The sequence below is a fragment of the Stenotrophomonas maltophilia group sp. P373 genome (assembly GCF_053295075.1).
Genome location: NZ_CM129994.1, coordinates 2000716 through 2023620 on the forward strand (window position 1 = coordinate 2000716; position 22905 = coordinate 2023620).

Below are 22905 nucleotides of genomic sequence, written 5' to 3' on the forward strand. Positions count from 1 at the left end.
CACGATCCCACTGGAGCCCGGTCATGGTCTTCGCCCGTTGCTGCACCGTGTTGTTGCTGGCCCTTGCGGCCTGGCCCGCTGGCGCACAGTCGCCGCCGATCTCCCGGCCGCAGGCCGCCACGCCGCTGCTGATCGCGCCGGCGGCTGAGCAGGCGGTCCAACTGCGACACGCCCGCATCGAGGGCGGGGTCCAGGCGGGCATCGCCCAGACCCGGATCACCCTGGAATTCCACAACCCGAACCGGCGCGTGCTGGAGGGTGAGCTGCAGTTCCCCCTGGCCGATGGCCAGCAGATCAGCGGCTTCGCGCTGGATATCAACGGCGAGATGCGTGACGCGGTGCCGGTGCCGAAGGACCGCGGCCGCCAGGTGTTCGAGGAGATTGCCCGCCGCGGCGTTGACCCGGGCCTGCTGGAACAGACCGCCGGCAACCAGTTCCGCCTGCGCATCTATCCGCTGCCGGCCGGCGGCAGCCGGCGCGTGCAGCTGGTGATCCGCGAGCCATTGGCCTTCGCCGGCCAAGGCTGGCAGTGGACGCTGCCGCTGCAGTTTGCCGCCGGTGCAGCCTCGGTTGAACTGAAACTGCAGGCACCTGGCACGACCACCGCAGGTACGGCGCCATTCCGCATCAGCGCGGGCCAGCTGCAGTGGCAGGGCAAGGGGGCGCAGCTGCCGAAGCAGCTGCAGTGGGATCTGCCGGCGACCCGCCAGGCACAGGTGCAGGTGGCGCCCTGGCAGGATGGCCACTATCTGCTGGCGCAGCTGCCGGTGGCGGCCAGCAGCACGCCGCGCAAACTGCCGAGCGAAATCGGCCTGCTGTGGGATGGCTCCGGTTCGGCGGGCCAGCGCGATCACACACGTGAGTTCGCCCTGCTGGATCGCTATTTCGCTGCGCTGCGCGACGGCACCGTGGCCTTGACCGTGCTGCGCGATCGCGCCGAGCCGGTGCGTCGCTTCCGCATCCGCGCCGGCAACTGGAGTGAACTGCGCGCAGCCCTGCAGGCCGTGCGCCCGGACGGTGCCAGCGCGCTGGCACAGTGGCAGCCGCAGCCGGGCGTGAAGGAATACCTGCTGGTCAGCGATGGCCTGCTGACCTATGGCCCGGAACAGCTACCGGCGATGGCACCCGATCAGCGCCTGTTTGCGGTCAGCAGTGCCGGTGCGCGCACCGATGCCGTGCGACTGCGTGGTTGGAGTGAGGCGCATGGCGGTCGCTTCATCGCGCTGGGCAAGGATGTCGATGCGGCGGCGCACGCGTTGCTGGCGTCGCCGATGGATGTGCAGGTCGATGCGGGACGCGGCGTGCAGGATGTAGTGATCGATCGCCGCAGTGAAGCCCACGGCTGGCTGTGGCTGCACGCACGACTGGCAGCCGACGGTGTGCCGATGCGGGTGCGCGTGGGCGACGGCGAGTGGGAAGCGCTGCCAGCGACGCAGAAGAGCAAGGACGGTGAACTGCTGGCCGGTTTGTGGGCGCAGGCGCGCCTGCAGCAGCTGGCCGCCGACCGTCGTGGCAACCGCGAGGCGATGCAGCGCCTGTCACAACGGTTTGGCCTGGTGGGGCCGGATACCTCGCTGATCGTGCTGGAGACGTTGGAGGACTACCTGCGCTATGCGATCCGTCCTTCGGGCACGCTGCGCGCGGAGTACGACGCCAGGTTTGCAGTGCAGGTCAGGGATCGCGCCGCTGGGGATCGCCAGCGCCTGGATGAAGTGGCCGCCCGCTGGAAGGAGCGCCAGCAGTGGTGGAACCGTAGCTGGCCGAAGGGAATGCCGCCGCAGCCGAAGGGCGGGGCACTGGAAGTCGCCTCCGCGGACTACGCGATGGAATCGGCGCCGGTGGCGATGCTCGCCGCGCCGGCCCCTGCGGCACCGCCCGCCCCGGCCCCGATGGCCGCCGCCGAGCAGCGCATGGAAGCCAGCAGCGCGCGTGCACGTCGCTCGGCGCCTGCATCGAACAAGGCCCTGGATTCAATCACGGTCACGGGTGGCCGTGTCGCTGCGCCCGCTGCCGCCAACGAGGGCGAGCTCGGCATCCAGCTGGCGGCCTGGCAGCCAGACTCGGCCATCGCCCGGCGCCTGCGCCAGGGCCCGCCGTCGCAACTGTATGACCGCTACCTGGCCGAGCGCGATGCCCACGCCGACAGCAGCGCCTTCTTCCTTGATGTGGCCGACCTGCTGCTGGCGCAGGGTCAGCGCGACCTGGCGCTGCGTGTGTTGTCGAACCTGGCCGAGATGGACCTGGACAATCGCCACCTGCTGCGCGTGCTCGGCTATCGGCTGATGCAGGCCGATGCCCCCGCGCTGGCGGTGCCGGTGTTCGAGCAGGTGCTGGCGATGGGCCAGGAAGAACCGCAGAGCTTCCGCGACCTGGGCCTGGCGCTGGCAGCGGCCGGCAAGCCACAGCAGGCACTGGCGCCGCTGTACCAGGTGGTGGTGCGGCCGTGGGACAGCCGCTTCGATGGCATCGCCCTGATCGCGCTGGATGAGCTGACCAACCTGGTGGCCGGCAGCACGCCCCGGCTGGATACCACCGGCATCGACCCGCGCCTGTTGCAGGCGATGCCGCTGGACCTGCGCGTGGTGCTGTCGTGGGACGCCGACAACAGCGACATGGACCTGTGGGTAACCGACCCGAACGGCGAGCGCGCCTACTACGGCAACCGGCTGACCTACCAGGGCGGGCAGATGTCGCAGGACTTCACCGGCGGCTATGGCCCCGAACAGTTCTCGCTGCGCAACGCCAAGCCGGGCAAGTACAAGGTGGAGGCGAACTACTTTGGCAGCCGCCAGCAACTGGTCACCGGCGCGACGACACTGATGCTGCGTCTGACCACTCATTGGGGCACGGCCAAGCAGAAGGATCAGATGGTGACGATGCGACTGAAGGACCGTGCCGAGACCGTGCTGGTGGGCGAGTTCGAGGTTAAATAGTCAACTGCCCCAAATGGCCGTCCGAGGGTGGGCCAAGGAAGACCCTCGTCGACGCCGCTCTGGGGCAAGGAGGCACTGTGTGGGGTCGGCTGCAGCCTGGCTGGCTCCCCGCGCCAAGGCGGGTACCGCCTGCCTGAATGCAGCGCCGACACATCACGCTCGAGCCTCCCCGGCGCAGGCCCAGGCCCTCATTCCGGGCACCCACGGCCTGCGGTATCATTACCAGTCATCTTTTGAATGCATAACCGCCGACATGATCGAACTGAATCCTGTCCGCCAGCGCATCACCGATCTGACCGATCGCGTGCTGTCGCTTCGGGGGTATCTTTGACTACGACGCCAAGAAAGAGCGTCTTGAAGAAGTAACGCGGGAGCTGGAAAGCCCCGACGTCTGGAACAACGCCGAGTACGCCCAGAACCTGGGCCGCGAGCGTTCCAGCCTGGAAAAGACCGTGGGCGGGATCGCCTCGGTGCTCGATGGCCTGAACGACGCCACTGAACTGCTGGAGCTGGCCGAGTCCGAGCAGGACGAGGAGACCGCACTGGCGGTGGTCGCCGACCTCGACAAGCACCAGGCGCACGTGGAGAAGCTGGAGTTCCAGCGCATGTTCTCCGGCGAAATGGACAATGCGGCGGCGTTCGTCGACATCCAGGCCGGTGCCGGTGGTACCGAAGCCCAGGACTGGGCCGAGATCCTGCTGCGCATGTACCTGCGCTGGTGCGAATCGCGCGGCTGGAAGACCGAGCTGATGGAAGTCTCCGGTGGCGACGTCGCCGGCATCAAGTCGGCCACGCTGCGCGTGGAAGGCGACTATGCCTATGGCTGGCTGAAGACCGAGACCGGCGTGCACCGCCTGGTGCGCAAGTCGCCGTTCGACTCGGACAACCGCCGCCACACCAGCTTCACCTCGGTGTTCGTGTCGCCGGAAATCGATGACAACATCGACATCACCATCAACCCGGCCGACCTGCGTACCGACGTGTACCGCTCGTCCGGTGCCGGTGGCCAGCACGTGAACAAGACCGAGTCGGCGGTGCGTATCACCCACATCCCGACCAACATCGTTGTGGCGTGCCAGACCGGCCGCAGCCAGCACCAGAACCGCGACAACGCGATGAAGATGCTGGCCGCCAAGCTGTATGAACTGGAGATCCAGAAGCGCAACGCCGAGAAGGACGCGGTGGAAGCCACCAAGTCCGACATCGGCTGGGGCAGCCAGATCCGCAACTACGTGCTGGACCAGAGCCGTATCAAGGACCTGCGTACCGGCATCGAGCGTTCGGATACGCAGAAGGTGCTGGACGGCGACCTGGACGAGTTCGTCGAGGCCAGCCTGAAGGCCGGTTTGGCCGTGGGCTCCAAGCGCGCCGATGCCTGATCGACGCGCCTGCGCGGATATCATCGCCTTCCGCAACGGAGGGCGATGATGCGCAGCGAAAGTGAACGCAAGGAACTCGGTAGCTTCCTGAAGGCCTGCCGCGCCCGTGTCGACCCCGCCACGCTCGGCCTTCCGGCCGGGCGGCGGCGCACCCCGGGCCTGAAGCGCGAGGAAGTGGCGCTGGCCATCGGGGTCAGTGTCAGCTGGTACACCTGGATCGAGCAGGGCCGCGAAGTGCGTGCCTCGCCCGAAGTGCTCGAGCGCCTGGCCAAGGTGCTGCGCATGAGCGACGACGAACGCGCCTATGCATTCGCGCTGTCCGGCTATGGCGTACCGCTGGAATCGCCGGACGAGAGCGTGACCGACGGCCTGCGCCAGCTGGTCGAAGCGATGCAGCCGATCCCGGCCTATGTGCGCAACACCCGGTTCGATATCCTGGCCTGGAACCCGGCCATCGCCGATCTGTTCGTGGACTACAGCCAGCTGGCGCCGCATGAGCGCAACACGCTGCGGCTGATGTTCCTGTACCCGCCGTACCGCACGCTGATCCTCAACTGGGAAGAAATGACCCGCGGCCTGCTGGCCGGCTTCCGCGCGGCGATGGCGCAGGCGCCGGACAAGGCGCCGTTCCTGGCGCTGGTGGAGGACATCGCCGCGCATAGCGAGGCGTTCCGGCGGTGGTGGCCGGAGCACGACGTGCGGCGGTTCGATGAAGGTGCGAAGAAGCTCAACCATCCCACGCGGGGATTGCTGGACCTGCAGTACGTGGCGCTGGTGCCGGAGAGCCGGCACGACCTTTCCCTGGTGACCTACCTGCCGCGAAAGTAGGGGGTGTTCGGCAGGGCTTGCAGCCCTGCACCCGCAGAGGCCGAGCAACAGCAACAGCAACAGCAACAGCAACAGCAACAGCGGGCATTCCGTTGGATGGCGGGGCGGTGTGGGTTGGCAGGACACGCCGTAAACCCGTCCATGGGGGCTCGATGGCGCCATCCATGGCGCCAACGGTCCTGCCAACCCACACCGCCCCACCTCTGACAATTTCCCGCGGCTGTTGGCAGGTGTCGACCTTGGTCGACACATCTGTCAGATATCGAAAGAAATTCCGGGGTCAGATCCGTTTTCCCATGGAAAACGGATCTGACCCCAAGAGTATTTCCAACAGATCGCGGAAAACTGTCGAAGGCGGGGTGGGCCCGGTTGCGGGGGCGTGAGCGCCATGGATGGCGCGACCGAGGCTACATGGGTGAGGGCGCTTTGCTTGCGAAGCACTGCTTCGCAAGCGCCCGAACGCCCAGCCGTCGGCGGCTGGGCCGGACCCCGGAGGGGGATTCACGCCGTCCCCCGCAACCGGACACCCCGCCATCCCACGGAATGCAGGCCTTTGACCTTGACGTTGCCCTGGCCTCTGCGGGTGCAGGGCGCAGCCCTGCAAACAGCCCCATTCAGACAGGTAAGTGCAGGTCACAGGATAAGCAGACGCCTTGTTGCCTCCGCCAATCGGGTCCACATTCCTGTGCAGAAGACGGGCCGCTGCCCGTTGCCGAGACAACAGGAGCCCTGCATGTCCGCTGCCCCCACCACCGCCATTTCCCGCGATCCGGCCACCGGCCAGCAGATCGCCAGCCACCCCTTCGCTACCGACGCCGAACTGGAAGCCATCCTCGACCGCGGCCAGGTCGGCTTTGCGGCCTGGAGCGTCAAGAGCCTCGAACAGCGCGCAGACGTACTGCGTGCGATGGCCGCCGTACTGCGGCGTGACCGTGAAAAGCTGGCCGCGCTGGCCACTGCCGAAATGGGCAAGGTGCAGGCCGAATCGCTGGCCGAAATCGAGAAGTGTGCCGTGCTGTGCGACTGGTACGCCGACCACGGCGCGCAGTTCCTGCGCGACGAACCGACCCAGGTGCCCGACGACAAGGCTTACGTGTCCTACCTGCCGCTGGGCGTGGTGCTGGGCATCATGCCGTGGAACTTCCCGTACTGGCAGGTGATGCGTGCGGCAGTGCCGATCCTGATGGGCGGCAACGGCTTCCTGCTGAAGCCGGCCGAGAACATCGTCGGTACCGCGCAGCTGCTCGACGCGGCCTGGCGCGATGCCGGGCTGCCGGAAGGCACCTTCATCGCCGCCAACATCAGCCGCGAGGGCACCAGCCGCGCGATCGCCGATGATCGCATCGCCGCAGTGACCCTGACCGGCAGCGTGGCCGCAGGCCGCAGCATCGCCGCCCAGGCCGGGCAGGCGCTGAAGAAGGTGGTGCTGGAGCTGGGTGGCTCGGATCCATTCATCGTGCTGGCCGACGCCGATCTGGACGCCGCCGTTGATGCGGCGGTGGCCTCGCGCTTCCAGAACACCGGGCAGGTCTGCATCGCCGGAAAGCGCATCATCGTCGAGGACGCGGTCTACGATCGTTTCGTGGCGCAGTTCTGCCAGAAGGTGCAGGCACTGACCATCGGCGATGGCCGCGACCCGGCCAACCGCATCGGCCCGATGGCGCGCCAGGACCTGCTGGAGCAGCTTGATGCGCAGGTACGGGCTTCGGTGGAGGCCGGTGCGCGGCTGCTGGTTGGCGGCCACCCGCTGGATCGCCCTGGAGCCTTCTATGCACCCACCGTGCTGGCCGACGTAGAGCCTGGCATGCAGGCCTTCGATACCGAGACCTTCGGGCCGGTGGCCTCGATCAGTCGCGCCCGCGACGCCGACCATGCGGTGGAACTGGCCAACCAGAGCGAATTCGGCCTGAGCGGCAACCTGTGGACCGGCGACCGCGCACGGGCCATGCAGCTGGCGCGCCGGCTGCAGACCGGCGGCGTGTTCGTCAACGGCTTCTCCGCTTCAGACCCGCGCGTGCCGATCGGCGGCGTGAAAAAGAGTGGCTTCGGTCGTGAGCTCTCGCACTTCGGCATCCGCGAATTCGTCAACGCGCAGACGGTGTGGTTCGACAAGCGTTGACGCGCAGCTTCCCTCCCTCCTGCAACGATCCACCATCAGTCCAGCGAAAAGGACGGCATTCCAATGTCCAAGGGTTCAGATCTGCTTGTCGCCGCGCTTGAGAACGAAGGCGTCGAGCGCATTTTCGGTATTCCCGGCGAAGAGAACCTCGACGTGGTCGAGTCGCTTCGTCATTCCAGCATCGAGCTGGTCATCACCCGCCACGAACAGGCAGCGGTGTTCATGGCTGCAACCTATGGCCGCCTGACCGGCAAGCCCGGCGTGTGCCTGGCCACGCTCGGCCCCGGCGCGCTGAATTTCACCACCGGCGCCGCCTATGCGCTGCTGGGTGCGTGGCCGGTGATCATGATCACCGGCCAGAAGGGCATCGTCGCCAGCAAGCAGGCGCGCTTCCAGATTGTCGACATCGTCGGCACGATGAAGCCGCTGACCAAGCAGGCGCGGCAGATCGTCTCGGCGCGCACGATCCCGACCATCGTCCGCGAGGCGTTCCGTGTCGCTCAGGAGGAGCGCCCGGGCCCGGTGCTGCTGGAGCTGCCCGAAGACATCGCGGCCGATGAGGTCGAGGGCGTGGCGCTGATTCCGCCGCATGCGGTGGACCGTCCCATTGCCAGCCCGGAGGCGCTGGATCGGGCGGCTGAGATCATCCGCAATGCCAAGCGGCCGTTGTTGATGATCGCATCGGCGGCGTCGCGACCGCAGTCCAGTGAAGCGCTGTCGGCCTTTGTGTTGCGCGCCGGCATCCCGTTCTTCACCACGCAGATGGGCAAGGGCGCGGTGGCCGGAGGTTCGGGCCTGTACATGGGCACCGCCGCGCTGAGCGAGCGTGACTACGTGCACATGGCGATCGACCAGGCTGACGTGATCGTGACCATCGGCCACGAGGTGACCGAAAAGCCGCCGTTCGTGATGCGCCCGGGTGGCCCGACCGTGATCCATATCGGCTACTCGCAGGCGGCGGTGGAACAGGTGTACTTCCCGCAGGTGGAGGTGATCGGCGACATCGGCCGTTCGCTCACCCAACTGGCCGACCGCATCGAAGGCGCGGTGCCGAACGCCGATGCTTTGCTGCCGCTGCGCGCGACCATCCTCGAGCATCTGGCCGACCGCGCCGAAGAGGCCGGGTTCACACCGCAGCGGCTGGTGCACGACGTGCGCCAGGTGATGCCGCCGGACGGCATCGTGGCGCTGGACAACGGCATGTACAAGATCTGGTTCGCCCGCAACTACCGTACCCAGGTCGCCAACACATTGCTGCTGGACAACGCGCTGGCGACCATGGGCGCGGGCCTGCCCTCGGCGATCATGGCCTCGATCCTGTATCCGCAGCGGCGGGTGCTGGCGGTGTGTGGTGATGGTGGCTTCATGATGAACAGCCAGGAGCTGGAGACAGCGCGCCGGCTGGGGCTCAACCTGGTGGTGCTGATCCTCAATGACGGCGCCTACGGCATGATCCGCTGGAAGCAGGCGGTGGATGGCTTCACCGACTACGGCATGACCTTCAGCAACCCCGACTTCGTGAAGTACGCCGAGGCCTATGGCTGCAAGGGGCATGAGGTGATCGCCATCGAGCAGTTCATCCCGACCCTGCAGGCGGCCTTCAACGAGGGCGGGGTGCACCTGGTGTCGGTACCGATCGATTACTCGGAAAACCAGCGGGTGCTGGTGGACGAGCTGCGCCAGGCGTTCCCCGGGAACAGGTAGATATCCAGGGGCCAGGTAGGGTCCCGGATGGGGTCAGATCCCTTTGCTGCGCAAAGGGATCTGACCCCTCTCCCGGCTTGGGCAGGGCGGTTTTGGTATGCTGGGCAACCGGCTGTGCCGGGCGCAGCATCCCCCCCTCACTACACGATTCCCGCAGATCCATGAGCGAAGCTACCGATACCCCCCCCGTCGACGAGAACAAGTTGATCGCCGAGCGCCGTGAGAAACTCAAAGCGCTGCGTGGGCAGGGCATCGCGTACCCGAACGATTTCCGTCGTGAGGACTTCGCCGGCCGCCTGCACGACGAATTCGCCGATGCCGAACAGTGGACCGCCGAGGCGCTGGAAGGCAACGGCCGCCAGGTGAAGATGGCCGGCCGCCTGATGGCCAAGCGCATCATGGGCAAGGCGAGCTTCGCGCAGATCCAGGACGAGTCCGGCCGCATCCAGCTGTTCCTGCAGGGGGCCGTGCTGGGCGATGCCTACACCGCGTTCAAGGGCTGGGACGTGGGCGACATCATCGCCGTAGAAGGTGGCCTGACCCGCACCAAGACCGGCGAGCTGTCGGTCAAGGCCGAGTCGATCCGCCTGCTGACCAAGTCGCTGCGTCCGTTGCCGGACAAGTGGCATGGCCTGGCCGACGTCGAGCAGCGTTACCGCCAGCGTTACGTCGACCTGATCGTCACCCCGGAGTCGCGCGCGGTCTTCATCAAGCGCTCGAAGATCATCCGCGCCATGCGTGCGTGGCTGGACAACCGCGACTTCCTGGAAGTCGAGACGCCGATGATGCATTACATCCCCGGCGGCGCGGCGGCCAAGCCGTTCACCACCCACCACAACGCGCTGGACCTGGACCTGTACCTGCGCGTGGCGCCGGAGCTGTACCTCAAGCGCCTGACGGTGGGCGGCCTGGAGCGCGTGTACGAGATCAACCGCAACTTCCGCAACGAAGGCGTCAGCACCCGCCACAATCCAGAATTCACCATGATGGAGCTGTATGAGGCCTATGCCACGTACAACGAGATCATGGACCTGACCGAAGGCGTGATCCGTGACGTGGCCAGGACAGTCAACGGCAGCACCGAGGTCGAGTGGGACGGGGCGAAGATCGACCTGGGCCCGGCGTTCCGCCGCTGGCGCATGGACGAAGCCGTGCGCCACCACAACCCGGAAATCTCGGTTGCCGACTGCACCGACCGTGACGCGCTACTGCGCCATTGCGAGCGCTTGAACATCCGCGTCAAGCCGTCCTACGGCTGGGGCAAGCTGCTGCTTGAGATCTTCGAGGCCACCGTCGAGCACACCCTGATCCAGCCGACCTTCATCACCGACCATCCGGTGGAAGTCTCGCCGCTGGCCCGTGCCAACGACAATGATCCGGGCTACACCGACCGCTTCGAGCTGTTCGTCAACGGCAAGGAGCTGGCCAATGGCTTCTCCGAGTTGAACGACCCGGAAGACCAGGCCCAGCGCTTCCAGGCCCAGGTGGCCGCGAAGGAAGGTGGCGACGACGAGGCCATGCACTACGACGCCGACTACATCCGTGCGCTGGAGTACGGCATGGCCCCGACCGGCGGCCTGGGTATCGGCGTCGATCGTCTGGTGATGCTGCTGACCGGCAGCAGCTCGATCCGCGATGTGCTGCTGTTCCCGTACATGCGTCCGGAGCAGTAAGTCACCTTTTTGACTCCCGATTGTGCGCGCCGTCCCGAAACGAGACGGCGCGATTGACGCGTCCCGCACTCGGCGTATCGTAATTGCACTACCTTGACGCCTGCTATGGCTTGATCGGCGTTAGGGGAGGGCACGGTGTGGGGAGTCCGCTTCACATTGTGATGACGATCATGAATCGGGATGCACGACACGGGAGTCAGGCCGATGCAGGGTGCGAGCGTTCGCAGCGGCAGAGTATCCTCGCCTGCTGATGATCCAGCGTGGTCGAAAAACCAGGCAGAGTACGCGTTGAATATCGTCATCGTTGATGACCAGACTTCCGCCCGGACGATGCTGCGTCACGTCATCGAAGACATCGCGCCGGAACTGAGCGTGTATGACTTCGGCGATCCGCTGACCGCATTGGCCTGGTGTGAAGCCCATCCGGTCGACCTGCTGCTGCTCGATTACCGCATGCCGGAGATGGACGGGCTGGAATTCGCTCGCCGTTTCCGTCGGCTGCCCAAGCACCGCGACATTCCGGTGATCCTGATCACCGTGGTCGGTGACGAGCCGATCCGGCAGGCGGCACTGGAAGCAGGGGTCATCGACTTCCTGGTCAAGCCGATCCGCCCGCGCGAACTGCGTGCGCGCTGCTACAACCTGCTGCAGCTGCGCCAACAGACCGAGAACGTGAAGCAACGGGCGCTGTCGCTGGAGCAGCGCCTGCTGGCCAGCATGCATGAGGTCGAAGAGCGGGAGCGCGAAACGCTGTCGCGGCTGGCGCGGGCGATCGAGTTCCGTGATGCAGGCACCAGTGCCTATCTGGAGCGCATGGCGCGCGTGGCCGGCCTGATCGCCGACCAGCTCGGGCTGCCCGAGGAGGACGTGCGCCTGATCGAAATGGCTGCGCCGCTGCATGACATGGGCAAGATTGCCATTCCCGATGCGGTGCTGCTCAAGCAGGGCAAGCTCAACGAGGAGGAGCTTGCGATCATGCGCCGGCACCCGCGGATTGGCCATGAACTGCTGAGCGGCAGCCAGAATCGTTTCATCCAGGTTGGCGCCTTGATCGCACTGCGTCATCATGAGCGCTACGATGGCAGCGGCTATCCCGATGGGCTGGTCGGCGATGCGATTCCGCTGGAAGCGCGCATCGTGGCTGTCGCCGATGTCTTCGACGCCCTGATTTCGCCCCGTCCGTACAAGGAAGCATGGACCATGGAAGCCACCCTGGCTTATCTCTACGCCCAGCGTGGCCGGCTGTTCGATCCCCGATGCGTGGACGCGCTGCTGCGCGGCCGCGAACAGCTGGACCAGATCTGCGCCGAGCATTCGATGGCGTCCGCGCGCCCGGGGCTGGGCGCGTGAAACGGCTGCTGTCGCAGCTGCGGCTGCGCCTGTCCCAGCGCCAGGACAGCGAACACGGCCAGCAGATCGTCCGTATTGTCCTGATCAGCCTGATCCTGGCCTACGTGCTGTTGCCGGCGCCGCGCCACGATCTGCCGCACACGCAGTACGTGGGCGTGCTGGCGATCGTCTTGACCGGCCTGAGCCTGTCGCTGCTGCTGTTCGGCTGGCTGCTGTGGCGGCCGGCGCGTTCCGATCCCCGCCGCGTGCTGGGCATGCTTGCCGACTATGGCCTGATCGCTGCCGGCATGGTGCAGATGGGCGAGCCCCTGGCCTGGGTCTACATCGTGGTGATGTGGGTGACGGTCGGCAACGGCATGCGCTTCGGCAACCACTACCTGTACGTGGCGGTGGCGATGGCGATGGTGAGCTTCGGTTGCACGGTGCTGCTGACGCCTTACTGGCAACAGAATTTCCGTCTGGCCATCGGCCTCTGGCTCGGCCTGGCGGCGGTGCCGCTGTACTTCTCGACACTGCTGCGGCAGCTGACCGAAGCGATGGCCGAGGCGCGCCGTGCCAGCGAGGCCAAGAGCCGTTTCCTGGCCAACATGAGCCACGAGTTCCGCACGCCGTTGAACGGCCTCAACGGCATGACCGAAGTGCTGGCGACCACGCGCCTGGACGATGAGCAGCGCGAGTGCCTCAACACCATCCAGGCGTCGTCGCGCAGCCTGCTGGCGCTGGTGGAGGAAGTGCTGGACATCTCGGCCATCGAGGCCGGCAAGCTGCGCGTGGTGGCCGAAGACTTCGCCGTGGCCGACGTGATCCAGGCGATCGGGCTGATCCTGTTGCCGCAGGCCAAGGCCAAGCGCCTGGATTACCGGGTGAAGGTCGCCGATGGTGTGCCGCCCCGCGTGCGCGGAGACGTCGGGCACCTGCGGCAGATCCTGCTGAACCTGGCCGGCAACGCGGTCAAGTTCACCGATCACGGCCGGGTCGAAATCCGTGTCAGCGTGGTGCAGGCCGATACCAGTGGCGCGGTGCGGCTGCGCTTCGACATCCTCGACACCGGCATCGGTGTAGCGCCGGCCATGCGTGCGCGGCTGTTCGATGCCTTCGAGCAGGCTGACGTCAGCATGGCGCGTCGCCACGAGGGCACCGGGCTGGGCACGACCATCGCCAAGGGCCTGGTCGAAGCAATGGACGGCGATATCGGTTATCTGGAAAACCCGCCGCGCGGCAGCCATTTCTGGGTCGAGCTGCCGTTCGCGCCGCCGCAGCCGCAGGTGCCGGGTGCGGTACCGAGCCTGACCGGCGACGACGACGCGGGGCCGGGTGGCAACGTGATCGCATTTGCCGACCCGTTCCTGCGCCATCGCGCCCGCGTGCGCAGCATGCAGATCCTGGTGGCCGACGACCACGAGGCCAACCGCATGGTCCTGCAGCGCCTGCTGCAGAAGGCCGGGCATCGCGTGCTGTGCGTGGACGGCGGTGAGGCAGTGCTGGATGCGCTGGCCGACAGTGAATTCGATGCGGTCATCGTCGACCTGCACATGCCGGGCATGAGTGGGCTGGACATGCTGAAGGAGTTGCGGGTGATGCAGGCCGGCGGCGGTCCGCGCACGCCGGTGCTGGTGCTCAGCGCCGATGTCACGCCCGAGGCGATCCAGCGCTGCACCCAGGCTGGGGCGCATGCTTTCCTGGCCAAGCCCGTGGTGGCGGTGCGCCTGCTCGATACCCTGGCCGAGATCGCCAGCAACGCCCAGCTGAAGACCATGGCCGCACCGGTGGTGCGACCGATGGCCCTGCAGGATGGGGTGCTCGACAGCAGCGTGCTGGACGAGCTGGCCTCGCTGGGGATGGGCGAGGGCTTCGAACGTGAGTTCATCCGCCAGTGCCTGGAGGACGTGGCGAGCTGCATGGGCAAGGCCGAGCAGGCCGGCGAGACCACGCAGTGGGATGTGTTCCGCGAACAATCCCATGCGATCAAGGGTGTGGCCAGCAACCTTGGCCTGATGCGCGCGTCGAACCGTGCCGGCGAGCTGATGCGGATGGCTGACTGGCAGCTCAAGACCGAATGGCGCCAGCGCCTGGGCATCCTGCAGGAAGCGATCAAGGAAGGCCGGCGTGCACTGGAGGCGCGGGCCGAACGCCGCCTGCGTGGCGCTGCTGACGATGGCGAGGCGCGCTGAACCACGGCAAGGCCCATAAAAAAAGCCCGGTGGCCAACCGGGCTTGAACCCATTCTGGGGGAGGGATGAATCAGGCCGCGTCGAGACTGGCGCGACGGGTCTGGGCCTTGATCAGGCGATCCATGGTGCGCAGAGAGCGGTCGCCGAGGGCCAGGGCGGAATCGACCCATACCTTGGTGATCTCCAACAGTTCGTCATAGCTGACAGGCTGGGCAATGCTGCGTGCGGCGTTCATTGCCAGGTAGGACTGCGGGGTGCGCTGCTGCTGGCGGATCAGTTCCTCGACGGCCGCCCGGCCTTCGCCCTTCTTCACCAGCACGTCGACCACGCCCATCGCATGCATTTCCTCGGCGCTGTAGATCCGGCCGTCGAGGATGATCTTCTCGGCCAGGTGTGGTGACACCCGGCGGCACAGGAAGGAGTAGGCGCCCATACCCGGGAACAGGCCGAACAGAACTTCGGGCAGGCCGAGGCCGCTGCCTTCCTCGGCGATGATGGTGTGGCAGGCCAGGGCCATTTCCAGGCCACCGCCCAGGGCGTCGCCCTGGATCAGGGCGATCGAACGGACATCGCCGCCGAACCCGGTATGCAGGTGGTGCACGCCCTCAACGCAGCGCTGGGCGTAGTTCAACAGGAGGTCGCGGTTGCCTTCGCGGATCAGGCGGGTGAACAGGTCCAGGTCACCGCCCAGGTTGTAGGCGACGGCATCGGAGGCCAGCACGAAATGCCGCAGGGTGCCGCTGTGGCGCTCGGCAGGGCTGCGGGTGATGGCCGCCATGTAGCTCCACATCTCGTCGAGCATGTCCTTGCGGCAGCAGGGACGGATGCCGGTGGCGGCATCGGCATGCATGAACAGCCAGTGGGCAGTGCCGTCGGCACTGTCTTCGGTACGGATGGTGGCAAAAGGCGAGCCGCTTGAGGGCAGCTTTTCGATGGTACTCATGGAAGGGTCCTCGGCATGCGGCCCGCAGTGTCAGGTGGGTGGCCGGCGGGCCGAACGGTCCACACACGCGGCGATGCTACACCGCCTCAGGGGCGTCACATGCGAAAGGGCCCGGGACGTTTCCGCCCCGGGCCCGGTACCGTTCAAATTGCCGAAAACCCTTACTGGGCGGGCGTATCGCGGAGTTCGCGACGGAGGATCTTGCCGACATTGGTCTTCGGCAGCTCCTTTCGGAATTCGACGATTTTGGGGTGCTTGTAGCCGGTCAGGTTGGCCCGGGCATGCTCCTTGACCATTTCGGCGGTCAGGTTCGGATCCTTCTTCACGATGACCACCTTCACCACCTCGCCGGACTTGTCGTCCGGCACGCCGACCGCGGCCACTTCCAGCACGCCCGGCATCATCGCGATCACGTCCTCGACTTCATTCGGATACACGTTGAAGCCGGACACCAGGATCATGTCCTTCTTGCGGTCGACGATGTAGAAGAAGCCGTGTTCGTCCATCTTCGCCATGTCGCCGGTATGCAGCCAGCCGTCGGCATCGATCGCCTTGGCGGTTTCCTCCGGGCGCTGCCAGTAGCCCTTCATCACCTGCGGGCCCTTGATGCAGAGCTCGCCGACCTCGCCCAGCGGCAGGATGGCGCTGTTGTCCTCCTTGATGCAGGCATCGGTGGACGGGATCGGCAGGCCGATCGAGCCGTTGTATTCGGTCAGGGTGAGCGGGTTGATGCAGGCCGCCGGCGAGGTCTCGGTCAGGCCATACGCCTCGACCAGGGTCACCCCGGTGACCTTCTTCCAACGCTCGGCCACGGCGCGTTGCACCGCCATGCCGCCGCCCAGGGTGACCTTCAGCGAGGAAAAGTCGACCGTGTCGAAGCCGGGGGTGTTGAGCAGGCCATTGAACAGCGTGTTGACGCCGGTGATGGCGGTGAAGCGCACCGACTTGAGCTCCTTGACGAAGCCCTTCATGTCACGCGGATTGGTGATCAGGTGGTTGCAGCCACCGAACTTCATGAAGACCAGCCCGTTCGCGGTCAGTGCGAAGATGTGGTACAGCGGCAGGGCGGTGATGATCCACTCCTTGCCCATCTCGATGCCCGACGCACTGATCCAGGCCGAGGCCTGCTGCATGTTGGCGATCAGGTTGCGGTTGGTCAGCATCGCGCCCTTGGCCACGCCGGTGGTGCCGCCGGTGTACTGCAGGAACGCAATGTCGTCGTGGTCGATCTCGACCTGGGGCAGGCTGTGGCGGCTGCCGATCTTGAGCGCCTGGCGGAAGCGCACCGCGCCCTTGAGATGGTAGTTGGGCACCATCTTCTTGATGTACTTCAGCACGAAGTTGACGATCACGCCCTTGGCGCCAAGCAGGTCGCCCAGGCCGGTGGTGATCACGTGCTTGACCGGCGTATCGGCGATGACCTGCTCGACGGTGTCGCCGAAGTTGTCGACCACCACCAGTGCGGTCACGCCGGCATCGATCAGCTGGTGCTTGAGCTCGCGCGCGGTGTACAACGGATTGACATTGACCACGGTCAGGCCGGCGCGCAGCACGCCGAAGGTGGCCACCGGGTACTGCAGGCAGTTGGGCATCATCAGGGCGACGCGGTCACCCTTCTTGAGCTTGAGCTCTCCCAGCAGGTAGGCCGCGAACTGATTGACCAGCGCGTCGGTCTCGCCATAGGTGAGGACCTTGCCGAAGCTGGAGTAGGCGGGACGGTCGCGGAATTTCGCGACGGAAGCGTCGAAGACCGAAGCTACCGAATGGAACTCGTTGACGTCGATCTCGGCGGGAACGCCTTTCGGATAGCTCTGCAGCCAGGGACGATCCAGACTCATATTCCCCCTCCAGGAATCGTGATGTATTAGGTTCCGGCCCTGAGCGTATCGACAATGGCCGGTCATTGCAGCATACCCCGCCGTAGGGAAAACGCGAAGAGGCCCCGAAGGGCCTCTTTGCTGGGTAGTGCCGGCCGCTGGCCGGCATCTGCGCTCGATAGGCGATCCAGCGGATGCCGGCCAGCGGCCGGCACTACCGTGGCGCCAACCGGGCCGCTTGCGTCAGCCCTGCTTGCGTACCGGTGCGCCGTTGGCCTTGTAGTACGGCGCAGTGCTGCGGGCCAGCGGGGTGCGGCCACGGATCACATCGGCAAGCTTCTCGGCCATCATGATGGTCGGCGCATTGAGGTTGCCGGTCACCACCTGCGGCATGATCGAGGCATCGACGATGCGCAGGCCTTCCAGGCCGTGCACGCGGCCCTGGCCATCGACCACCGCCATCGGGTCGTCGGCATGGCCCATCTTGTTGGAGCACGACGGGTGGTACGCGGTTTCGGCATGCTCGCGCACGAATGCATCGATCTGCGCGTCGGTCTGCAGTGCACTGCCCGGCGAGATCTCGCGGCCGCTGTACGGGGCCAGCGCCGGCTGCGCGAAGATCTCGCGGGTGATGCGGATCGCCGCGCGGAATTCGCGCCAGTCCTGCTCGTGCGACATGTAGTTGAACAGGATGCTCGGATGTTCGCGCGGGTCCTTCGAGCGCACATGGATGCGGCCACGGCTGGGCGAGCGCATCGAGCCGACGTGCATCTGGAAGCTGTGCGCCTTGATCGGGTTGGAGCCGTTGTAGTTGATCGCCACCGGCAGGAAGTGGTACTGCAGGTTCGGCCAGTCGAACTCGGCGTCGCTGCGGATGAAGCCACCGGCCTCGAACTGGTTGCTGGCGCCGATGCCGGTGCCCAGGAACAGCCACTCGGCACCGATCGCCGGCTGGTTGTACAGCTTCAGCGCCGGCGCCAGCGACACCGGCTTCTTGCATTCGTACTGCAGGTACATCTCAAGGTGATCCTGCAGGTTGGCGCCGACGCCGGGCAGGTGGTGCACCAGGTCGATGTCCAGGCTGCGCAGCAGGTCGGCCGGGCCGACACCCGAGCGCTGCAGGATCTGCGGCGAGGCGATGGCGCCGCCGCACAGCAGCACTTCGCGGCGGGCGGTGGCGCGCTGCGGCTGGTCGTTGTGCAGCCACTGCACGCCCACCGCGCGCTTGCCCGAGAACAGGATGCGGTCGGTCAGCGCGTGGGTGACGATGGTCAGGTTCGGGCGTGGCTTGGCCAGGTCCAGGTAGCCGCGGGCGGTGCTGGAACGACGGCCGTTCGGGGTCACCGTGCGGTCCATCGGGCCGAAGCCTTCCTGCTGGTAGCCGTTGAGGTCGTCGGTGCGCGGGTAGCCGGCCTGCACGCCGGCTTCGACCATCGCAGCGAACAGTTCGTTGTTGCCGGCCTTCGGCGTGGTCACCCGCAGCGGGCCATCACCACCGTGGTAGTCGTTGGGGCCGATGTCGCGGGTTTCGGCCTTGCGGAAGTAGGGCAGGCAGTCCAGATAGGTCCAGTCTTCCAGGCCCGGCATGCTGGCCCAGTTGTCGTAGTCCATCGCGTTGCCGCGGATGTAGCACATGCCGTTGATCAGCGACGAGCCACCCAGGCCCTTGCCGCGGCCGCAGTCCATGCGGCGGTTGTTCATGAAGGGCTCCGGATCGGTCTTGTACGCCCAGTTGTAGCGCTTGCCCTGCAGCGGGAAGGCCAGCGCCGCCGGCATCTGGGTACGGAAGTCGAGCCGGTAGTCCGGGCCACCGGCTTCCAGCAGCAGCACGCTGACATCGGCATCTTCGGTGAGGCGGGTCGCCAGCACGTTGCCGGCTGAACCGGCGCCGATGATGATGTAGTCGTACTCGTTATGGGTGCTCATGGGTGTCTCCTGCAGGCCGGGGCGCGCTGCATGCAGGCGTCCCGGCGGAATGTCGGATCGGCGCGGTGGCCGGACGATGGGGCGTGCTCGGGGCGCGCCGGTCAGAACACGCTGGCGTAGTCGCCTAGCTCGACCTGCACCGACTTGATGCGGGTGTAGTGGCCGAGGGTGGAGATACCGTTCTCGCGGCCGACGCCGGATTCCTTGTAGCCACCGACCGGCATTTCGGCCGGCGATTCACCCCAGGTGTTGATCCAGCAGATGCCGGCTTCCAGGCGATGGATGATGCGGTGGGCGCGGCTGATGTCCTTGCTGACCACGCCGGCAGCGAGGCCGAAGGTGGTGTCGTTGGCACGACGCGCCACTTCGTCTTCGTCGTCATAGGCGAGGATGCTCATCACCGGCCCGAAGATCTCTTCCTTGACGATGGTCATGTCATCGCGGCAGTCGGAGAACACGGTCGGCAGCACGTAGGCGCCCTGGGCCAGCGCACCTTCGGTGGCACGGCCGCCACCCGTCAGCAGGCGGGCACCTTCGGCCTTGCCGCTCTCGATGTAGCGCAGCACGTTTTCCATGTGCGGGAAGCTGGTCAACGGGCCGAAGTTGGTGTCGGCGGCCATCGGGTCGCCGATGCGGATGCGCTTGACGCGCTCGACGACGGCCACCTCGAATGCGGCCAGCATGCTGCGCGGCACGAACACGCGGGTGCCGTTGGTGCAGACCTGGCCGGAGCTGAAGAAGTTGGCCATCACCGCAATGTCGGCGGCGCGGTCCAGATCGGCGTCATCGCAGATCACCAGCGGTGACTTGCCGCCCAGCTCCATGGTCACTTCCTTCAGCGACGAGGACGCCGCGCTGGCCATGACCTTCTTGCCGGTGGCGACGCCACCGGTGAAGGAGATCTTCTCGATCACCGGGTGCTCGGTCAGCCACTGGCCGATCTCGCGGCCCGGGCCCTGCACGACGTTGAACACGCCGGCCGGCACGCCGGCTTCGGTGTAGATTTCGGCCAGCCGGATCGCGGTCAGCGGCGTCACTTCCGACGGCTTGAACACCATCGCGTTGCCGGCAGCCAGCGCCGGCGCCGACTTCCACATGGCGATCTGGATCGGGTAGTTCCATGCGCCGATGCCGGCGACCACGCCCAGCGGCTCGCGACGGGTGTAGAAGAAGCTCGATTCGCGCAGCGGCAACTGGATGCCTTCGATGGCGGTGGCCAGTCCCGCGTAGTACTCGACCACGTCGGCACCGGTGACGATGTCCACGGTAGTGGTCTCGGCCAGTGCCTTGCCGGTGTCCAGGGTTTCCAGGTGGGCCAGTTCGTCGTTGCGCTCGCGCAGGAGCTCGACGGCGCGGCGCAGGATGCGCGAGCGCTCCATGGCGGTCATCGCGGCCCACACCTTCTGGCCTTCGGCTGCGCTCTGCACGGCACGTTCGACGTCGGCCTGGCTGGCGACCTGCACCTCGGCGATCACCTCGCCGGTGGCCGGGTTGACGGTCTTGAAGGTCTTGCCGCTGGTGGCATCGACGCGCTGGCCGTGGATGTAGAGCTGTTGGACGGGCAGGGTGGTCATGGGGCGTACTCCTTGGAAGGGGGCGGGTGCTGGAGCGCTTATAGCGCGACAGCCTGCAACTGGAAGTCGATGTAGCCGTAAGCGATGCGCCGGGACTTCTCGGCGTTGAACTGGCCGCCGACCAGGCTGCCGCGCAGCCACAGGCCATCGATCATCGCGGCCAGGCCGCGGGCAGCCAGGCGGGCCTGCGGGTGGGGCAGCAGGCGGTTGAACTGGTGGCACAGGTTGGAGAACAGGCGCTGGTCGTTGGCGCGCTGCAGCCGGGCCAGTTCCGGCTGGTGCATGCTGGCGGCCCAGAAGGTGAGCCAGACGCGCATCGCGGTGCCGTTGATCTGGCTGTCGTCGAAGTTGCCATCGACGATGGCGCGCAGCTGCTCGCGCGGATCGTCGCCGGCGTCTGCGCGGTAGCGGGCGACGGCGTCCTTCAGTTCGCGCAGGATCTGCCGCATTGCAGCATTGAGCAGGCCGTCCTTGTCGCCGAAGTAGTGGGCGACGATGCCGCTGGACAAGCCCGCCTTCTTCGCGATGGTGGCGACAGTGGCATCGGCCATGCCGATCTCGTCGATGGTCTGGAAAGTGGCCCGGATCAGCTGTTCGCGCCGTACCGGTTCCACGCCTTTCTTCGGCATTGTCTCTCCACGGTTTGCGACCCGAAGGATCGGGCTGCCCGCCATTATGCTTTTTATTGATTGAACGTTCAATCAATAAACCCTAGGATGCGCTCGCGCCCCACGCCATGGGCCCGGTTTACCGGTCCGGCCCCGCCCATGTGCTCCCTCGGACTTGATGAGACGACCCCATGTCTTCCCTGGCTCATCCCAAGCGTTCGCCCCTGCGCTTGAACCGTTTTGTCTTCCTCAGCTCCTCGGTGTCGATCGGCATCCTCGGGCTGCTCACCGTTCTCTATCCCGAAGGCAGCGAGCACTGGCTGCAATGGGCGCAGGCCGAAGTGTCGGCCGCGTTCGGCTGGTGGTACATGCTGCTGATCGTGCTGTGCCTGGGCTTCGTGCTGTGGCTGGCGTTTTCGCCGTACGGCCGCATCCGCCTGGGCCACAACGAGGAATCACCGGCCTTCGGCTATGTCGCCTGGGTTTCGATGCTGTTCTCGGCCGGGATCGGCATCGCGCTGCTGTACTACGGCGCCTACGAGCCGCTGGATCATTTCCTCAATCCACCCGGGCAGCCCGGCGGCACCGTGGCCGCCGGCCGTGAAGCGATGGTGCTGACCTTCCTGCACTGGGGCCTGCATGGCTGGGCGCTGTATGCGCTGGTCGGCGTGGCACTGGGCTATTTCGCCTATCGCCGGGACCTGCCGCTGGCGCTGCGCTCTGCGTTGTACCCGGTCTTCGGTGAGCGCATCCACGGCCGCATCGGCGACATGGTCGATGGCTTCGGCATCCTGGCCACGCTGATCTCGATGGTGACCAACCTCGGCATCGGCGCCCTGGTGGTACAGTCCGGCCTGGTCTACCTGTTCCACATCCCGGATACGCCGCAGGTGCTGGTGGTGATCGTGCTGGTGATGATGGTCGTGGCCACCATCGGCGTGGTCGCCGGCGTGGAAAAGGGCATCGCCTGGCTGTCCAACCTCAACGTGCGCCTGCTGTGCGGCCTGTTGCTGTTCGTGCTGGTCACCGGCCCGACCCTGCACCTGTTCGACGGCCTGATCCAGAACACCGGCGATTACCTCGGCGCGTTCGTGCGCAAGAGCTTCGACATGTACCTCAACGACCCCAAGGGCCGTGAGTGGATGGGTTCGTGGACGCTGTTCTACTGGGCGTGGTGGATCGCCTGGGCGCCGTTCGTCGGCCTTTTCGTGGCGCGCATCTCGCGTGGCCGCACCATCCGCGAAGTGATCATGGGCGTGCTGCTGATCCCGCTCGGCTTCACTCTGGCCTGGCTGTCGATCTTCGGCAATACCGCCATCGACCTGGTGCTCAACCATGGCCAGGCGATCCTGGGTGACGTGGCCCAGCATGATGCAGCGATGACCTTGTTCAAGCTGCTGGAATACCTGCCTGCGGCGCCGTACGTGGCCGGCGCTGCAGTGGTGATCGGCTTCGTGCTGTTCCTGACCCCGGTCGACTCGGGCACGCTGATGATCGCCAACCTGTGCACCCGTCGCGTTGACGATGGCGTGGAAGATGGCCATGACGCGCCGATCTGGCTGCGCGTGTTCTGGGCCGCCGGCATCACCGTGGCCAGCGTCGGCCTGCTGCTGGCCGGCAACTTCAGCGCGATGCAGACGGCGGTGGTGCTGTGCGGCCTGCCGTTCTCGTTCACCCTGGCGTTCTACATGTGGGGCCTGTTGAAGGCCCTGCGTACCGACCCGGATGCGCCGCGCCGCTGAGCGCTTCTGTAGAGCCGAGCCCATGCTCGGCTGCTGTTGGCGCAGAACCAGCCGAGCGCAGGCTCGGCTCTACGGGGGGCATCGCAAGCGCAAAGGGCCGGATCCGCAAGGATCCGGCCCTTTTCTCAATCGGGCGCA

14 protein-coding genes are annotated in these 22905 nt (G+C 66.3%); 9 read left to right on the forward strand and 5 right to left on the reverse strand.

Annotated elements, in window-relative coordinates; all coding sequences use genetic code 11:
* The first annotated feature begins 23 nt into the window (after positions 1-23).
* The 8 genes from ACSYHF_RS09300 to ACSYHF_RS09335 all read left to right on the forward strand — a co-directional run bounded on the left by ACSYHF_RS09300 (position 24) and on the right by ACSYHF_RS09335 (position 14157).
* Complete coding sequence (locus tag ACSYHF_RS09300; RefSeq protein ID WP_197599328.1) at positions 24-2933, forward strand: VIT domain-containing protein; 2910 nt, start codon at positions 24-26, stop codon at positions 2931-2933.
* Between the two features lie 253 nt (positions 2934-3186).
* A protein-coding gene (gene prfB, locus ACSYHF_RS09305) for a peptide chain release factor 2 (protein WP_111008336.1) occupies positions 3187-4312 on the forward strand; the annotation gives its coding sequence in 2 pieces (ribosomal slippage) (positions 3187-3261 and positions 3263-4312; 1125 coding nt in all).
* Positions 4313-4357: 45 nt separating this feature from the next.
* Positions 4358-5140 carry a helix-turn-helix transcriptional regulator gene (locus ACSYHF_RS09310; protein ID WP_065177619.1) on the forward strand — a complete coding sequence of 261 codons (783 nt, stop codon included), beginning with the start codon at positions 4358-4360 and terminating at the stop codon, positions 5138-5140.
* Between the two features lie 733 nt (positions 5141-5873).
* Positions 5874-7259: an NAD-dependent succinate-semialdehyde dehydrogenase gene (locus tag ACSYHF_RS09315; RefSeq protein WP_005416385.1), complete on the forward strand. Its 1386-nt coding sequence runs from the start codon at positions 5874-5876 to the stop codon at positions 7257-7259.
* Between the two features lie 63 nt (positions 7260-7322).
* Complete coding sequence (locus ACSYHF_RS09320; protein ID WP_111129252.1) at positions 7323-8963, forward strand: acetolactate synthase large subunit; 1641 nt, start codon at positions 7323-7325, stop codon at positions 8961-8963.
* A 161-nt stretch (positions 8964-9124) separates the two neighbouring features.
* Complete coding sequence (lysS, locus tag ACSYHF_RS09325) at positions 9125-10636, forward strand: lysine--tRNA ligase (protein ID WP_375366534.1); 1512 nt, start codon at positions 9125-9127, stop codon at positions 10634-10636.
* Positions 10637-10840: 204 nt separating this feature from the next.
* Positions 10841-11986, forward strand: a complete 1146-nt coding sequence (locus tag ACSYHF_RS09330; protein ID WP_032954148.1) for a response regulator — start codon at positions 10841-10843, stop codon at positions 11984-11986.
* Positions 11983-14157, forward strand: coding sequence for a response regulator (locus ACSYHF_RS09335; RefSeq protein ID WP_111174607.1), 2175 nt, complete (start codon positions 11983-11985; stop codon positions 14155-14157). Before ACSYHF_RS09330 ends, ACSYHF_RS09335 begins: the two co-directional genes overlap by 4 nt.
* A 70-nt stretch (positions 14158-14227) precedes the next feature.
* On the opposite strand, the gene ACSYHF_RS09340 is transcribed toward ACSYHF_RS09335, so the two are convergent.
* The 5 genes from ACSYHF_RS09340 to betI all read right to left on the reverse strand — a co-directional run bounded on the left by ACSYHF_RS09340 (position 14228) and on the right by betI (position 21046).
* Positions 14228-15100, reverse strand: a complete 873-nt coding sequence (locus ACSYHF_RS09340; RefSeq protein ID WP_329846984.1) for a crotonase/enoyl-CoA hydratase family protein — start codon at positions 15098-15100, stop codon at positions 14228-14230.
* 161 nt (positions 15101-15261) lie between these two features.
* The gene (locus ACSYHF_RS09345; RefSeq protein ID WP_447576352.1) at positions 15262-16938 is read right to left on the reverse strand and encodes a long-chain fatty acid--CoA ligase; all 1677 of its coding nucleotides are present in this window, start codon (positions 16936-16938) and stop codon (positions 15262-15264) included.
* Between the two features lie 222 nt (positions 16939-17160).
* Complete coding sequence (gene betA / locus ACSYHF_RS09350) at positions 17161-18843, reverse strand: choline dehydrogenase (RefSeq protein WP_005416392.1); 1683 nt, start codon at positions 18841-18843, stop codon at positions 17161-17163.
* A 101-nt stretch (positions 18844-18944) separates the two neighbouring features.
* On the reverse strand, positions 18945-20417 hold the full coding sequence (betB, locus tag ACSYHF_RS09355; RefSeq protein WP_447576354.1) for a betaine-aldehyde dehydrogenase: 1473 nt from the start codon (positions 20415-20417) through the stop codon (positions 18945-18947).
* 38 nt (positions 20418-20455) lie between these two features.
* Positions 20456-21046: a transcriptional regulator BetI gene (gene betI, locus ACSYHF_RS09360; protein WP_005416394.1), complete on the reverse strand. Its 591-nt coding sequence runs from the start codon at positions 21044-21046 to the stop codon at positions 20456-20458.
* A gap of 170 nt (positions 21047-21216) precedes the next feature.
* Between betI and ACSYHF_RS09365 the strand changes: the two genes are divergently transcribed.
* Positions 21217-22767 carry a BCCT family transporter gene (locus ACSYHF_RS09365; RefSeq protein WP_005416395.1) on the forward strand — a complete coding sequence of 517 codons (1551 nt, stop codon included), beginning with the start codon at positions 21217-21219 and terminating at the stop codon, positions 22765-22767.
* Positions 22768-22905: the final 138 nt, after the last annotated feature.